The sequence below is a fragment of the Candidatus Tisiphia endosymbiont of Xenochironomus xenolabis genome, assembly GCF_964264705.1.
Lineage (GTDB): Bacteria > Pseudomonadota > Alphaproteobacteria > Rickettsiales > Rickettsiaceae > Tisiphia.
Genome location: NZ_OZ183473.1, coordinates 67323 through 82771 on the forward strand (window position 1 = coordinate 67323; position 15449 = coordinate 82771).

11 protein-coding genes, 1 tRNA gene and 1 pseudogene are annotated in these 15449 nt (G+C 31.8%); 6 read left to right on the forward strand and 7 right to left on the reverse strand.

Going from position 1 to position 15449, the window contains the following annotated elements; genetic code table 11:
* Positions 1-2: 2 nt before the first annotated feature.
* Together ACFELY_RS00310 and ACFELY_RS00315 are read left to right on the forward strand one after the other, a co-directional pair.
* Positions 3-1424, forward strand: coding sequence for a proton-conducting transporter membrane subunit (locus tag ACFELY_RS00310; RefSeq protein ID WP_375333300.1), 1422 nt, complete (start codon positions 3-5; stop codon positions 1422-1424).
* On the forward strand, positions 1424-2893 hold the full coding sequence (locus ACFELY_RS00315) for a proton-conducting transporter membrane subunit (RefSeq protein ID WP_375333301.1): 1470 nt from the start codon (positions 1424-1426) through the stop codon (positions 2891-2893). The genes ACFELY_RS00310 and ACFELY_RS00315 overlap by 1 nt, the downstream gene beginning before the upstream one ends.
* Before the next feature lie 78 nt (positions 2894-2971).
* On the opposite strand, the gene ACFELY_RS00320 is transcribed toward ACFELY_RS00315, so the two are convergent.
* The 3 genes and pseudogenes from ACFELY_RS00320 to ACFELY_RS00330 form a co-directional block, all read right to left on the reverse strand.
* Positions 2972-5884 carry a PD-(D/E)XK nuclease family protein gene (locus tag ACFELY_RS00320; protein WP_375333302.1) on the reverse strand — a complete coding sequence of 971 codons (2913 nt, stop codon included), beginning with the start codon at positions 5882-5884 and terminating at the stop codon, positions 2972-2974.
* 14 nt (positions 5885-5898) lie between these two features.
* A pseudogene (locus ACFELY_RS00325) lies at positions 5899-6323 on the reverse strand (DedA family protein).
* A 205-nt stretch (positions 6324-6528) separates the two neighbouring features.
* Positions 6529-7485 (reverse strand): Rpn family recombination-promoting nuclease/putative transposase, encoded by a 957-nt coding sequence (locus ACFELY_RS00330; RefSeq protein ID WP_375333303.1) that lies wholly within the window; start codon positions 7483-7485, stop codon positions 6529-6531.
* Between the two features lie 129 nt (positions 7486-7614).
* Here ACFELY_RS00330 and ACFELY_RS00335 point away from each other — a divergent pair, with 129 nt between their 5' ends.
* On the forward strand, positions 7615-8892 hold the full coding sequence (locus ACFELY_RS00335; protein WP_375333304.1) for an MFS transporter: 1278 nt from the start codon (positions 7615-7617) through the stop codon (positions 8890-8892).
* Between the two features lie 222 nt (positions 8893-9114).
* Positions 9115-11751 carry a DNA polymerase I gene (polA, locus tag ACFELY_RS00340; RefSeq protein ID WP_375333305.1) on the forward strand — a complete coding sequence of 879 codons (2637 nt, stop codon included), beginning with the start codon at positions 9115-9117 and terminating at the stop codon, positions 11749-11751.
* 215 nt (positions 11752-11966) lie between these two features.
* Here the strand turns inward: polA and ACFELY_RS00345 are convergent, their stop codons facing one another.
* From ACFELY_RS00345 to ACFELY_RS00360, 4 genes are all read right to left on the reverse strand, one after another.
* A complete protein-coding gene (locus ACFELY_RS00345; RefSeq protein ID WP_375333306.1) occupies positions 11967-12293 on the reverse strand; it encodes a hypothetical protein in 327 nt (108 codons plus the stop codon).
* Positions 12294-12313: 20 nt separating this feature from the next.
* On the reverse strand, positions 12314-12679 hold the full coding sequence (locus ACFELY_RS00350) for a transposase (protein WP_375333307.1): 366 nt from the start codon (positions 12677-12679) through the stop codon (positions 12314-12316).
* Between the two features lie 18 nt (positions 12680-12697).
* A complete protein-coding gene (locus ACFELY_RS00355; protein ID WP_375333308.1) occupies positions 12698-13132 on the reverse strand; it encodes a hypothetical protein in 435 nt (144 codons plus the stop codon).
* Between the two features lie 282 nt (positions 13133-13414).
* Positions 13415-14356 carry an IS110 family transposase gene (locus tag ACFELY_RS00360; RefSeq protein ID WP_375333309.1) on the reverse strand — a complete coding sequence of 314 codons (942 nt, stop codon included), beginning with the start codon at positions 14354-14356 and terminating at the stop codon, positions 13415-13417.
* Between the two features lie 307 nt (positions 14357-14663).
* Between ACFELY_RS00360 and ACFELY_RS00365 the strand changes: the two genes are divergently transcribed.
* A tRNA-Val gene (locus ACFELY_RS00365) sits at positions 14664-14739 on the forward strand.
* Between the two features lie 138 nt (positions 14740-14877).
* Entirely contained in the window at positions 14878-15408 is a 531-nt protein-coding gene (locus ACFELY_RS00370) for a hypothetical protein (RefSeq protein ID WP_375333310.1), read from the forward strand.
* Positions 15409-15449: the final 41 nt, after the last annotated feature.

Here is a 15449-nt window from a genome sequence, read left to right on the forward strand (position 1 = left end):
AAATGATATTAATTAAACATTTTCCAGCTTTACAAGTATTGTTGCCATTTTTTGGGGCGTTATTTTCAATACTAACTTTTCGTTATGTGCGTGTCACTCGAATTATAGCAGTTATTTCGATTGCACTAAGTTTATTTTTAAGTATTTATGGATTATCGGTAATTAATAAAGGTACCATATCATATGATTTTGGTAATTGGCATGCCCCAATAGGTATTGAATATAGACTAGACTACCTGAATCAACCTATAATTACCTACATTAATGGCGTATTATTATTTTTTCTAATTTTCTGTAACAAATTGCTGGCAACTACCGTACTTAAATTTATTGATCAAAAAAGGCAATCGTTATTTTACGCACTTTTATTATTTGCCCATAGCGGATATCTCGGTATATTGAGTACTAATGACCTTTTTAACCTTTATGTATTTATTGAAATATCTTCATTAAGTGCTTATGCCCTAATGGCACAGGGTAATAACCCCAAGGCTGTTATCGGTGCTTTCGATTATCTTATGCTCGGTACAGTCGGGGCAACTCTGATATTAATAGCCATTGGATTTTTATTGAGTAGTACTGGTAGTCTCAATATGTCAGATGTTTCAATGTTACTTCAAACAAATTATGACTGCAAAATAGTCAAGCTAGCTATTAGTTTTTTTCTAATTGGAGCTATATTAAAAACGGCTTTTTTCCCGATGCATTTTTGGATGATTCGAAGCTATTCTTCGGTTGCTCCGGTCATTTTGACGTATCTTGCCAGTATCTCTAGTATAATGGGTATTTATATAATATTGAGGTTCATTCATTTTACCATTGACTATAGTATAATCATTAATGATTTAGCAATTTTTATCAAACCGATCGCTTTGGTAACTATTATTTTATGTACATATTTTGCTTGCCGAAGCAAAGAAAAAGTCAGAAATATTGTGATATATTCTTCGGCAGTACAAATTGGTTATATATTTTTGCTATTAGTTGTTCCTAGAGGCGAATTAATCCTAACTCCATTTTTGTTAGCTGATAGCCTTAATAAGATTGCTCTATTTCTAATCATTGCTTATTTTGATACTCATAGCGTACCCAGTACCAGTATGTTATGGCGTGTCTTGGTAGTATTTAGTCTAATTTGTAGCTGTGGTTTGCCAATAAGTAGTATGTTTTTCATTAAGCTTTCTATTTTTGAGTTGTTGATTGTTGAAAATCTGTGGCTCGAGTTGGTGATTGTTGTTATCAGTTCTGCTATGTCATTACTTTATCATTATAAGATTGCCAAAAAACTATGTTGGCATCACTCTAATTATACACTATTACAGTCTAGCACTAAGTATAAATATTATGGGCTAATTTTTGTTAGTGTAATACAACTTCTCCTACCAATATTCTTAAACCAATTACAACTATTAGGAGGGCATTAATGTACCCTTCTGTTACCCCTAGTTTTTTGATTATATCAACTTTACTTTTAGCTATGTTAAATTTAGTTACACCTTTTATCAGTAATAGTGATAATAATACGCGTAACTCTTTATTAATTACCATTAGTAGCTTCTTTTTTGTCAATATTTTAGTTATTGATTGGTTATTTCTGAAGGGCGTAAGAGCCAATCTATCAATAACCATCTTTAGTAATTTTGCTATTGGATTGCATTTAGAAGCTCTCAGTCTCATTTTCTTAACCTTACTGAGCTTCTTATGGATTTGTGCATTAATTTACACCACTAAATATTTGGCAATTAATAATATTGATAATTCTAGTCGTTTTCTATTCTTCATTAATCTAAGCGTATTATCTGGGGGGATGGTAGCATTATCTTCAAATCTCTTTACGATGTTTATTTTTTATGAAATATTAACATTATCAACTGCTCCATTAATTGGTCATAGTGGTGGAGATAAAGTTATGGCAGGAGTCTATAAATATTTAAAAATATTGATGATCTCAGGGATATTACTATTCTTGCCAGCTATAATAATTATTTATGCTAAAGCAGGGCATGGTGACTTTACCTCCCAAGGTTTTATCGAGCATTATTTTTCCAAAAATCAAACCATAATTTTGTTATTAATGTTTATTTTTGGCACATCGAAGGCAGCCTTATATCCTTTGCACCAATGGTTACCAGCGGCAATGGTAGCACATTACCCTGTAAGTGCTTTGCTACATGCAGTGGTAGTTGTTAAAACTGGACTTTTTTGTATTTATAAAATTCTGATATATATTTTTGGTCTTAAATATTTACACTCTATTTTTGCCGAATTTAATTGGATCATTTTCTTACCTATTATCACCATATTTTATAGTTCCTTTAAGGCATTAACTAGTGATAATATTAAGAAGATTCTAGCCTACTCTACGATTAACCAATTAGGGATAGCTTTACTTAGTAGCTTGATGTTTACCTCAAAATCTATAGGAGCAGCTATCCTACATTTATCTTCACATTCATTTACTAAAATCTGTTTATTTTATGGAATGGGAAGTATTTATAGCTTAAAGAAGACTAACCAGATATCTGACCTAATCAACGCTGGTAAAGAAATGCCAAAAACTAGCTTTATGGTATGTATTGCAAGTTTATCGTTAATTGGCATTCCCCCCTTTGGTGGTTTTATTAGTAAGTTTTATATTATGCTTGCCGCTGCTGAACAAAATCAAATATTAGTTATGGGTGTGCTAGCTTTAAGTACTTTATTCTCTGCACTTTATTTAGCAAAGCTTGTGATATTTATTTATAAGCCAACTATAGCTAATAGTTCTAAAATGGTTTCAGAAAATAAATTGCCTACTGCCATGATGGTTAGCCTAATTATATGTACATGTTGCATCGTATTATTTTATTTTATACAGATTTTTATTAAGAAGTTTTTTATATTTATATGGTAAGTATGTTTTATCATAAGCGTTTACATATGAATTAACTAAGTTATATAGTCAATAGTTCTAGCATTACTTGATATACTATCACCCGTCTCTCCTAGCCAAGTAGGCATAGTCATCGTGTTTTAGTAAATCAATATCATACGAAAAGCTTTTATTCGTTATATAATATTCTAGTAATCGTATCATACCTTGTTTATGCCTAGCCAATTCCTCTTTAGTGAGTTCTATCTCTAAAGTTTGGATTATTGGCTTTGAGCTAGAAATTTTTACGTAAACAACCTGTTTAACGTTATGGATTTGCATACCAAAACCACCTTCTTGTAACATTAACGCCTCAATTATCAACTGCGGGGATAACCCAGTTTCTATATCTTTTCTACTCGGTAAGCTACCGGTTTTATAATCGATAATGCTCGCTGCCCCAAACTCATCTATCTCAATTCTATCAGCCACTCCAATTATTGTTAATTCTTGCCCAGCAATATTTAATGAAATTGCTCCTCTAGTTTCAGAATAAATATATTTACAACCATTTCTACGTTGTTCATCAAATTCAACAAAAGACTCAGCAATAGGCATAAATTTTATTTGCCAAATTTTTTGCGTATAGGTTGGTAAGATAACATCTTGTAACAGATTATTACTAATATCCAATATTAAGCCAATTTTGTTATTCTCTAACTTGTTATAATTTTTCGAATATTGCTCTAAAACCTTATGAACAAAACTACCAAATTCAGATATTTTAGGCTCCTGCCCTACCCTATCTCTACTCCTGACATTCAAAATCTTCTTAGCATAAAAACTATAAGGATTCCGTATTAACATTTCTATATCAGTAACTGATATTGTATCAGGAAAAATTGGACTATACACATGATTACTACGATTAATTGACTCAACCATATTAATATTAACATTATTTTGTACATCCACTAAGTCACTTTCTGATAAATATGTTAAATAATTTTCTGAAATCAAACTTTGTTGTGCAATAAGTTGCAATTTTAGTAACAAATTCGATGGTAACAAACCAGATTTACCATCCTGTCTTTTTGATCTAGTAATTATTACTTGGGCATTATGCAGAAATAAATAAAAATAATATTGATCGATAGAAGTTCCAACAACCATATGTAATTTTTTTAACGTTTGCTCATTAATCCATTGGCTGATAGATGAGGATGATGACCAGCATCCTTGATTAAAGTCAGTTAAAATTACTAAATCAAATTTAAGTAATATTAAATCTTCTACTTTACCAATAATTATATTTTTAGAATAATTATTATGAGCAAAATACTTACAATTAGACATTAAACCCTTCAGTAACTTTGGAAAATCTTTTTTATTATCTAAGGTTAAATTACAATTAGTATTTATTAACTCCGATAAAAAATTTGATAATTCAGCAGCTGACTGCTCATGCCAAATATCTCGGTAAAGTTTTTCAGCAATGCTAATCGAAGATTTTAATATTTTAGCAAAATTATTGCCACTATTGCTATAAAGTAAGTTTATTAGCTTCTTAGACCATTCTATTAATTCATTATCATTGGTTTTTTCTACTAAAAACAGCATTTGGCTAGATTGTCGAATAAAGCGGTTTTTACCACTCGTTAAAATCTCTAATCTTTGAACTAATTTATGATTAATCAAAGGATGCTTTAATAGTAAAAATAACTTTTTTATATCAAAATCATTACATAATATTTCACTAATGGCAATTATTAGAGAACTAATTAGCGTTTCTGATAAATTATTACCTAGCAAATCTTGGAATTCTAGGGAATATTTGGTCAAAAAATTACAATAAAAATTCTTGGTTGTTTGATTATTGACAATAATAGCTATTTTCTTATCACTAGACTGTTGGCAAAATTGTTGACAAATCAGACTTATTTGCTCTGCCTCTTGAAAAATATCTTCAAGCTCATAATATTTTATATGATCTACGGCTAATCGTTTAGGCTCATCAGGTATACTCGAATGCTTTGAAGAATTGGCTCCGCAAAACTTCGGGGCATTCGCGTGCTCACGTAGTTCATCTACGCTCCTCTCGCTCACCCCTTGTTTTACGTTCCAATTCTCCAGATCATCCGAGTATATATTGTTACAAATTATCCGATCGAAAAGCAAATGATCTGACCGCTTATTACCCAAAAGTTGGGAATCTGATAAATTTTTATTGAGAATTGTCAGTAATTTTTTAAAGTTATATAAGCAATCTTCTTCAGGATTATAGCTATAGTCAAGTTCTCCTAAATTGACTATATCTAGATTCCCGCCTACGCGGGAATGACACGTACTAATAGGCGGTAAAATTATAAAACCATCCGATGAATTAGCAACATTCTTTAAGAAATTCCATGATATGGGATTATGCCCTACTATACCGGCTACTATCAAACTAGTATCAGCTCTTTTCAGCCTTGCTATCTCTGCATCCATCATAGTGACCTGATAATTTAGCCGATCTTGCTTTCCTAACAATTTTATCTTCTCTTGCCATTCAGAATGGACGTATTTAAGAAATTGATAAATAACACTCCAATGTTGCGATGGATTGATTTTTTCTATTTCATTTACCGAATCTATCGATAAATTATTACCAGCTAGCTGGTAAAATAACTCAGATATTGTTGAACAAAATTGTAAAGATTGGGTTATACTGAATTGTAAATCATGATAATTATGAATGATTTCTGCCAGGATAATTTTTTCTTGCAAAAACGTTATTGGCTGTAAATTTTCTGATGCGATAGCAAAAATTTCTTCACCTTCAGCCATAATATTAGACCAAGGAATAATATTTGGCAAAATCGCAATATGCTGTTTGTTAATCAAAATATTTTGTAAATTCCAACAAGCAAAACCACTCGGCAATATAACCTTAAGATTGCTAATAGAATTCTTCTCACTGAAATTATCTAAAATAAAATCAGCTAATATATCTAAAAACGATAATGATGGGTTAATTCTATAGAGGTTCATTAATTCCTTATTAGTTATATTATATAAATGCTATAGGTATAATAGCATAATTTAATAACACCACTAATAGCTAAAACCCTTATAAAATTTGTTTTAGTAAAACCGGCAATTAAAGGAATAAAATTTCCCCACGATGGTATTAGCATAAACCATAATATAAATATGTTATATTTAAAAAAAATTGAGATAATAATTGCTGATTAGTATAAATCTGTGCATTTTTAGCAAGATAAAAAACTCTTAATAACATTATACCAAAAAAATAATTTATACTAGTAGCAACTAATGAAGCAATAGTTGCTACAATAAGTATTATTAAATTATTATAAACACCAAACATCTTCATAGAATAAACAATTAGTTCACTATCTAAACTTATAACTAAATTACCTACTAAACTATCAGTAAATAATAGCGAATATGCTTCAAACTGCTCCATAATTCAAACTAGTCTCATCAATTATAAATTCAAAAATGACAGAGCCTAACAATTCGAGGGTCAGTCATTTTACTCTCTCGATTTGCTCTGCCTTATGTTTAAGTAGCATAGTTTTTGCTATAGCTTTCATTGCTTCGGTTTTACCCTCGACTCTACCTTTGGCTTCAGTCGCTACTAAAGTAACACCTTGCTAATAAGTGCCAGTTTACTGTACTTTCAATAGTTCATTGATTCTTGTAACAGATAATCTAGTCATTCTCGCTACTTCTTCAATAGAGCTACCATTATTTATCATCATTTTTATTAATTTAGCTTCACCCTCGGCTCTACCCTCGGCTCTACCTTTAGCCTCTCCGATTTTAATACCATCCTGTAGCCCTATCTCTATCCCTTCTTCTTTCCATACTTGAGCTATACTAGGCATAAGTTCTTCTCCTTTTTCTTTAGTTAAACTATTTTTTAATATTTTTTCTAACTCTATTTTATCACTTTGCTCAATAAAGGTCAAAGTATAGCTCAATAGATTTCTTATGTGGTCATGGCCTATTGTTATTTTACTCAATTTAGGCAAGAGATGAGAAATTTCCTGCCATCTTTTCAGTAATTGACGTTCGTGGATGTGTTTAAGGAAAAATAACAAAATTCCAGACCATACTTTTTTCTTGAGTTCTTCATCAGGAATATCATGTACGTTAATAAGCTGACAATCATTCGTCCAAAAGCCTCTGGCTAAATCTGGATGGCTAAATAAATTCCATATATTAAGAGGTGAGTTATATTTCTTCTTGCCATTATAAATTATTAGGGGATAAATTACTGGAAGGCATTTAGCTTTAGGATTAGTAGTTAAATATCGATCACAAATATTAATCATATATTTAAATAACCTAAATGCCATCATTTTATCAACAGTACTTTGATGTTCCAATAGCAAAAAAATATAGCCATCCTGATCATTAAACTTAACAGAAAATAATACATCAGAAATAGTTTCAGAAAGGTCTGGCTCAATAAAACTATCTTTTTCTAATTTTAAAGATGTACTATCGATTAAAGCCAGCACGTCTTTAGGCAAATGAGTTACCAAAAACTCTTTAGCAACTATAGGATTCTCCATAGATTTGCGAAAGATTTCGTCATGTTTTGGCTTGTCTAGAGTCATAATACCATTTCCCTATTAATTACTTTAGTTATTTCCTACAACCTCCTGTCTATAAAGGTTTGACAAAATACTATTCAATACTATAATTTAACACCTTAAAATACAACGTTATTATAATTTAAATTTTTTATGAATACAGCTCTATCCTTGAAAAAACCATTTTTATTATGGTCTCTTGCCAGCATGTTTTTTGCCTTTCAATTTATATTAAGACTTTCGACTGGAATTCTTAGAGAAGAAATTATGCAAAAATTTGCCATTGATACCATAGCATTTGGTACAGTTGCTGGATATTATTATTTAGGTTATGCAGGGATGCAAATACCAATTGGCATAATGCTCGATAAATTTAACTTTAGAATTGTTACATTCATATCTATCTTGGTTACTTCTCTTGGTACTTTAACTTTTGTTGCCAGCGAAAATTTCAATTATTTACTCATTGGTAGATTTATGATTGGAGCTGGTTCTGCTGTTGGGTTTTTATCAGTAGCTAAAATTACTAGAAGCTGTTTTCCAGCTAAATACCACTCCGTAATGCTAGGGCTTTCTTTTACTTTTGGCTTAATTGGAGCAGTATTTGCTATTACTCCAATGAAACTATTATTCACCCATTTTGGTTATGACGTAACTTTTAATAGTTTAGCTGCCATCGGATTTATTATTGGACTAATGATTTTATTGATAAAAAATGATGATGTAAGTAGCAATTCTACTACTACTCTAGATTCCGAATTATCGATATTGAAACTCTTATTAAACCCTACTATTCTGTTAATCGGAATTTTTGGTGGTTTAATGGTAGGAGCATTGGAAGGTTTTGCTGATGTATGGGCTATTCCATTTTTCAAACAAATTTATCAAATGAATGATATGGATAGTAACTTAGCTACCTCATTTGTTTATATAGGGATGTGTCTTGGCGGTCCAATACTTGCTCTTATTGCTAATTTAGTAAAATCATCTGATGCTATAATAACTATCACCGGATTGCTGACAATAGTAATTTTTATCATTCTATTATATTGTCCTTCATTAAATTTCTTTACTAGTAGTTCTTTAATGTTTTTATTAGGAATTTTTTGTTGTTATCAGGTTCTAATCTTCACCATTGTCAGTAACCTTGTTACGGAGAAATCTATTGGACTTGCCGTTGCGATAGTCAATTGTATCAACATGTCTTTTGGGCATTTCTTTCACAAAATTATGAGTTATTTAATCTCTTATAATTGGGACGGATTACTGAGTGAATCTGGCACTCCTATTTATAGTCACTATGATTTTATTGTGGCAATTTCTATAGTTCCCATTTGTTGTCTTATCGGAATTATCGGCTTTTGCTGTTTGTCTAAAAAGTCAAATAAAATATCAATCAAGGGATTTGTGGAAGAACCTGTTTCAGCTTAAATATAATATTATTTATAAAATTATTACTAATAAAGCTTAGTGCAGATTATAATTGTTGTATACTATACTCAAATGATTTGGAGAATTGGAACGTAAAACAAGGGGTGAGCGAGCGGAGCGTACATGAAGTACGTGAGCACGCGAATACCCCGAAGTTTTACGGAGCCAATTCTTCAAATCATTTGAGTATACATAAATATAACAATTTGACCCAATAACAAAATGACTAATAAAAATACTTTATTAATAATTGATGGCTACGGATTTATCTTTAGAGCCTACCATGTTCAGCCACCGTTAACTTCTCCGAGTGGCTTAGCTGTTGGAGCACTTTATGGTTTTACTTCAATGTTGTTAAAGCTATTGAATGATTTTAAGCCAGAACATGCTATTGTAGTTTTTGATTCTGGTGGTAAGAATTTTCGTCATCAAATTTATCAGCAATATAAAGCAAATAGACCCCCTATACCAGAGGATTTAAAGAGTCAATTACCACTTATTCGCCTTGCAGCAAATAGCCTAAATTTTCCAATGATTGAGAAAGCTGGTTATGAAGCAGATGATATAATTGCCACTTTAGCCCATAAAGCTTCTGCATTACAACAAAATACTATCATTATTTCTTCTGATAAAGATTTAATGCAATTAATTAATTCGCATACTAAAATGTATGACCCAATAAAAGCAAAATATATTTCCGAAGATGACGTGATAGAGAAATTTGGTGTAGAACCAAGTAAAATCAGGGAAGTAATGGCGTTGATCGGCGATAAGTCCGATAATATACCAGGCGTGCCAAGCATTGGTCCTAAAACTGCGGCAACACTTATTAAACAATTTGGTTCATTAGCAGAGCTATTAAATTCACTCGATCAAATCACTAACGATCGCCAGAGAGCAATCATCAGCTCCTCAAAAGATTTAGCCTTAATTTCCTGGCAATTATTTAGTCTAGATTATAATGTTGATATCGATTTAGATTTTAGTTTATTGCAGTATACCCAACCTGATAGCAAACAAATATCTGATTTTCTGGTAGAATATGGTTTTAAATCTCTAAATAAAAGAGTGGAGAACTTATTCCAAATACAAATTACCAACGAATCTTTACCTACTAAGCAAATTATAATTCAAGAAGTTGCTTCTCAACAACAGCTTGATGCTATGCTAGCTAAGGCAGAAGAATATGGGATTATCAATATTCATTTATCCGATTACCCTGGGCAAACTCCTTCTATAATTTTATCAATTGATGGTAAATGCTACAATATTAAGTTTATTGCTAAAATTTCTGGCAATATGTCTGATTTACTTGCTTACGATTTTCGTCAAAATTACCTGGAACAATGGTTTATGGCTGATATTCTTCAATTGCTAAAGAATAAATCTATTAAGAAAATCACCTATAAGCTTAAATCATTATTAAAATTCTTTATCGATAATGAAGTATATTCATGTGAAGATCTTGAACTAATGCAATATCTAATTTCTGCTGGCAAGCCTCAGAAGAATCCATTTGATGGAATACAGCAGGATAGTTTAGACAATTTAGCGAGAGTAGTTACCGGCTTTAGTGATAATTACCAAAAACTGTTGCTAGAACTAAAAGATAACCATGCCTTAACACTATATCGAGATATTGATTTACCTTTATGTTATATAATAGATAAAATGGAAAAAATTGGGGTTAAGGTCAATTCACCATATCTTAAACAATTATCGGATGAATTTGGCAGTGAAATTACTCAATTAGAACATAATATTTTTGCTATTACCGGAACAAAGTTTAACATCGCTTCACCAAAGCAACTGGGGGAAATTTTATTTGAAAAAATGCAATTACCCTTTGGTAAATTGTCATCAAAAGCAAAATCTTATTCTACTAGTGCAGAAATTCTTGAAAAAATTAGCGAAAGTGGCTTTGCTATTGCTGATTTATTGCTAAAATGGCGTCACTTTACTAAATTAAAAAATACCTATACGGATAGTTTACCTATGCAAATAAACCCAATAACTCATAGGGTGCATACAACATTTTTACAAACTTCAACTAGTACTGGTAGGCTTAGTTCTCAAGAACCCAATTTACAAAATGTACCAATTCGCTCGAAAGAAGGTAATAAAATCAGAGCAGCTTTTATTGCAGAAGATAAGCATAAATTAATTTCAGCGGACTATTCACAGATTGAACTGCGAATATTAAGTAGCATGGCAGATATACCTTCTTTAAAACAAGCTTTTGTTAATGGTGAGGATATTCATAGTAAAACCGCTTGTAATATATTTAAAATTACTAAAGAGCAGTTAACTTCCGAACATCGGCATAAAGCAAAAGCTATAAATTTTGGCATTATCTACGGTATTAGTGCTTTTGGACTAGCAAAGCAGTTACATATTAGCTCTACACAAGCAGCTGAATATATAAAGAAATATTTTGAAGAATATCCAGAAATTCAAAAATATATGGAATATACAAAAAACTACGCCAAAGAGCATGGTTATGTCCTAAATCTCTTCGGACGAAAGTGCTTTATTCCCTTAATCTATGATAAAAAACATTCTTTACAGCAATTTGCCGAAAGGGCAGCAATCAACGCTCCAATCCAAGGGACTAGTGCCGACATAATCAAAATAGCGATGATTGATCTTGACCGTAAAATTCAACAACTAAAATTGAAAACCAAGCTAATCTTACAAATCCATGACGAATTACTTTTTGAATCGCCCATTGATGAAGTAGAACTAGCGACCCAACTAATTAAAACTACTATGGAAAATTCATCTAAATTAATGGTTCCGCTCATTGTCGAAACCAAGGTAGGAGATAATTGGATAAATATGCATACTATAGTCAATTAACCTGAATTAGTACCGAATAAGCACCCATCATGTTGTCCTTGCGAGTGAGCCACTTTAGTGACGACGCGGCAATCCATTCCTGAGCATTTTTTAAATTGCTTCGTCGACTACACCTACTAGCGACTTATCTTCCAGATGGAGAGGAGCAAAAATTATGCTACAAGACGGGATTAGTATGCGGCACAATGTCTAGAAAATTAAATTTTCTTTACTGACTACATGTTATCATTTGCAGATTTTGTCATTTGGGGCATTTTGAGATCAAATAAATTGAACAAATCTTGCTGAGACTGTGTTAATTTTGGTAATCTTGCAACGACGCAACCTTTTATATTGTAATATAAAAAACATACTTTATCCTTATTCTTCATATGTCGCCATATTTTTAATGCCAACATACACACAAATACATGCCCTTTCGTTCTGCTGCCTTTCCTTAGAAATATTGGTCGTACTTCTAGTAATCTTGTCTTCATACTGCTAAAATTTGCTTCTACTTCATGTAAATTATGGTAAGCTTTATCAACCAATTCTTTACTCATCAGTTCAATTTCAACCTTACTTAAGCTTGTAATGTAACCCCATCCCTCTTTGGTAATAGCCTCTTTACCTGCCCCCTAATCATTCCTTTGTCACCAACAAAGACGATATTCTTAATGCCGAAATTAGATTTTACTAGTTCAATCTGAGCATAAATAGTAGAAGAATCGGCACTATTACCCTTAAATACTCTAACAGCCAAAGGTTCACCATGATCATCAGTCAGCAGACCAATAACGATTTGCTTTTTGCCTTTCTTTTTGTCTCGGTTGTAGCCATATTCTTCAAGCTCATTCTCTGTTCCTTCAAAATAGCTTGAAGTGATATCATATAAAAGCATAACAGGAGGAGTGTTATTTTGCTTTTGATAAGTTTTAAATAATTTCATTTCTATCTTTTCCTGATTCTATTCTAGCCATTCCAGAGCCTGATATAGATGGTTTTCATCAAATGAATCAACGGATAAAATATCGGATATAGCATGACCTTTTGCCCATTTTACGCTGAAAAGCCTAGAACCTTGATAAGCAAAACGTGCTAAAACCAAAAACAAACTTAGAAGAGCCAGCCTATTTTTAGTGCCAAGAGCCTTGATAATACCAATTTCATCAGCAATTCTTTTTAGCAGAAAAATAGTTCCAAAACTTTCACCAATTTCTGGTACCCCCTCTAAACCATCAAATTCACCTTTAAGCATTTTTTTAAAAGCTTCAATACGCAAGTTATCCCAGCTAGTCAAATTAGCTAGAGTTTTATTTAATATTTTCCCACCTTCACAATAGGAAGTGCGAAGCAATATTGCAGGACAAGAATTTCTATTTGGAACGATTGTAATATACATGAAAGAGATTACATCTCTGGAATCTGATAATATCAAACAAAAAACATCATTTACGTGACTACAAATCCTATAACAAAATCCCTACAAACCTCTTTACCTTCACATTCTTAGCACTTTTCTATCTCGAAGATAAGTCGCGTACATAGACGATTGTTACGGAGCAAAGGCAAATTTCGACGACAAAATCACCAACTAGATTGACTTATGCAGGAAGTCTACAAAAATACAAGTCGTAATTTCATCTGACAATTACCTTGTAACAAGGTCTATGAATCTACCGTCTTAAAAGTCAAGAGTAAATTCTTTATTATTTTTTAACATAGCATTTAAACAAATAATAATTTTTCTCATTACCGCCACTAAAGCAATTTTTGCAGACTTACCAGCAGCAATAAGACGATTATAAACTAATTTTATTTTTTCGTTATATCTAACTGCAACTAAAGCCACCATGTACAGTGCCTTTCTGACAAAGAATCTGCCCCCATTAATGTGTGCCTTCCCTGTCATTTTACCACTTTGAAAAGTCCTAGGAGCTACCCCAACCAAATTTGCAATTTGCTTGTGATTAAATTTTCCAAGCTCTGGTAATTCTATCAACAATACACTAGCTATCTTTTGACCAACACCCTTATAGCTGGTTAATAAATTACTCTTGGATTTTAAAACTGGATCATCATTTATTATTTGTTCAATATCTTTTCTAACTCCAACAAGTTGTTTTTTAGTAAAATCAATTTGGTTTTGAAGATAAGCTTTTGCTTTATCTTTAGTATGATCAAGTCTGCATTTATTAGTATTTAAATAATTTTCTAGATTATGTTCCATGGAACGTAGCTCTTTCAAATGTTGCTCTTGCTCAGATATGAATTCATCACCTTTTTCTTCTTCAGCAACAAACTTAGCATAATTTTCTAGTAAGATAGCATCTAGTTTATCAGTTTTTGCAAAATGACCTTTAGCTTTTGCAAGAACATGTACTTTATTTGGGTGAACTCTGTGTACAGGTACGCTATATTCTTGTAGAATACGCATGGTGCTACTTTCATAACCTCCTGTAGATTCCAATACACATAGCACAGCTTTGCAACCCATGATATACTTATTATAAAAGGTTGATAGGGCTTCCTTACTGTTAGCTATTTTATAGTGTTTACCTGCAATTGAGATATCAAGGGTTTCCTTAGAGACGTCTATTCCTATAAATATTTCTTTGTTATTCATTTTTATTCTCTTTTCTAATATAATTACCTTTACCTTAAGTATTTTTTACTTGATTGTAAATTCGATCTTTTCCTATCACGCTACCGTCCGTATTTTACTTAAGTTCACCTACAAGGAGGTACCTTAGATTCACTCGGTCTCTCTTAACCTATCACACGATCGGTATCACTCCTTGCTTTTACTCTAGTTCTTTAAAGACTTATTTCAAGATACAATCACACAATTTATATCTAAAAATTAAATAATTTTAGAAATAACTTGATTTTTCTGAGGAAATGGGGCAATATCTGCCTTAAGCTAAAGAAGCGGGCGATTAGCTCAGTTGGTAGAGCATCTCGTTTACACCGAGAATGTCGGGAGTTCAAGTCTCTCATCGCCCACCATATACCTCTAGGCTTTCAGTTTTTTTATAATCTTAATAACCATTTCATATGTAACTCATATGTCACTTCTCAGACAAAAATCCTGAAATTTGACCTACAAAAAAATCTATTTTTAACCCTATTACAAGGGGAGGAAATATGACAGAATCATTAATTTTTCCTAACGCTTCAGTTGAAAATCCTGATGTTATCTTTTATAATTTCGTTGGTAATTTCATCCCACCTGAGTGGCGAAACCTTACTAATAATTGTGGTAAGCAATTAAGTAAAACTTCTCGTCAACTTCTGTCTTTGATAGTTTCTCGCCTACAAATTTACCAAAAAGATAAACTATCAGAAGAATTACAAGAAGGTTATCACTTTTTCGAAAAAGAGCTAGGAGTTTGTCAAAAACGGGTTAAACAATGTCTAATAGAATTACAAACAAGTGGGTTCATTGATCACTCTTTAATTACTACGATCAAACATAACCTAAAATGCCGCAATATTCTATGTATTAGAACTCTTAAAAAATTTATAAGTTTTCGTAAAGCTAATGATAATTCTTACCACTCTGATTGTATAAATATTCAATCTAGCCATAAAAATATTTCACTTCAACCGGAAAAAAATTACCACTCAACTGTAAAAAAAATCAAAAAAAAAATACATCTATATATATATCTATAATATCTAGATGCGGTAAAAAGGATTGTTTTTGTGGACAAAAT

What these genes read in the sequence shown, in the direction of transcription:
- ACFELY_RS00310 (WP_375333300.1), top strand. Translation starts at nt 3, where the DNA reads ATGATATTAATTAAACATTTTCCAGCTTTACAAGTATTGTTGCCATTT.
- ACFELY_RS00315 (WP_375333301.1), top strand. Translation starts at nt 1,424, where the DNA reads ATGTACCCTTCTGTTACCCCTAGTTTTTTGATTATATCAACTTTACTT.
- ACFELY_RS00320 (WP_375333302.1), bottom strand. Translation starts at nt 5,884, where the DNA reads ATGAACCTCTATAGAATTAACCCATCATTATCGTTTTTAGATATATTA.
- ACFELY_RS00330 (WP_375333303.1), bottom strand. Translation starts at nt 7,485, where the DNA reads ATGACTCTAGACAAGCCAAAACATGACGAAATCTTTCGCAAATCTATG.
- ACFELY_RS00335 (WP_375333304.1), top strand. Translation starts at nt 7,615, where the DNA reads ATGAATACAGCTCTATCCTTGAAAAAACCATTTTTATTATGGTCTCTT.
- polA (WP_375333305.1), top strand. Translation starts at nt 9,115, where the DNA reads ATGACTAATAAAAATACTTTATTAATAATTGATGGCTACGGATTTATC.
- ACFELY_RS00345 (WP_375333306.1), bottom strand. Translation starts at nt 12,293, where the DNA reads ATGAGTAAAGAATTGGTTGATAAAGCTTACCATAATTTACATGAAGTA.
- ACFELY_RS00350 (WP_375333307.1), bottom strand. Translation starts at nt 12,679, where the DNA reads ATGAAATTATTTAAAACTTATCAAAAGCAAAATAACACTCCTCCTGTT.
- ACFELY_RS00355 (WP_375333308.1), bottom strand. Translation starts at nt 13,132, where the DNA reads ATGTATATTACAATCGTTCCAAATAGAAATTCTTGTCCTGCAATATTG.
- ACFELY_RS00360 (WP_375333309.1), bottom strand. Translation starts at nt 14,356, where the DNA reads ATGAATAACAAAGAAATATTTATAGGAATAGACGTCTCTAAGGAAACC.
- ACFELY_RS00370 (WP_375333310.1), top strand. Translation starts at nt 14,878, where the DNA reads ATGACAGAATCATTAATTTTTCCTAACGCTTCAGTTGAAAATCCTGAT.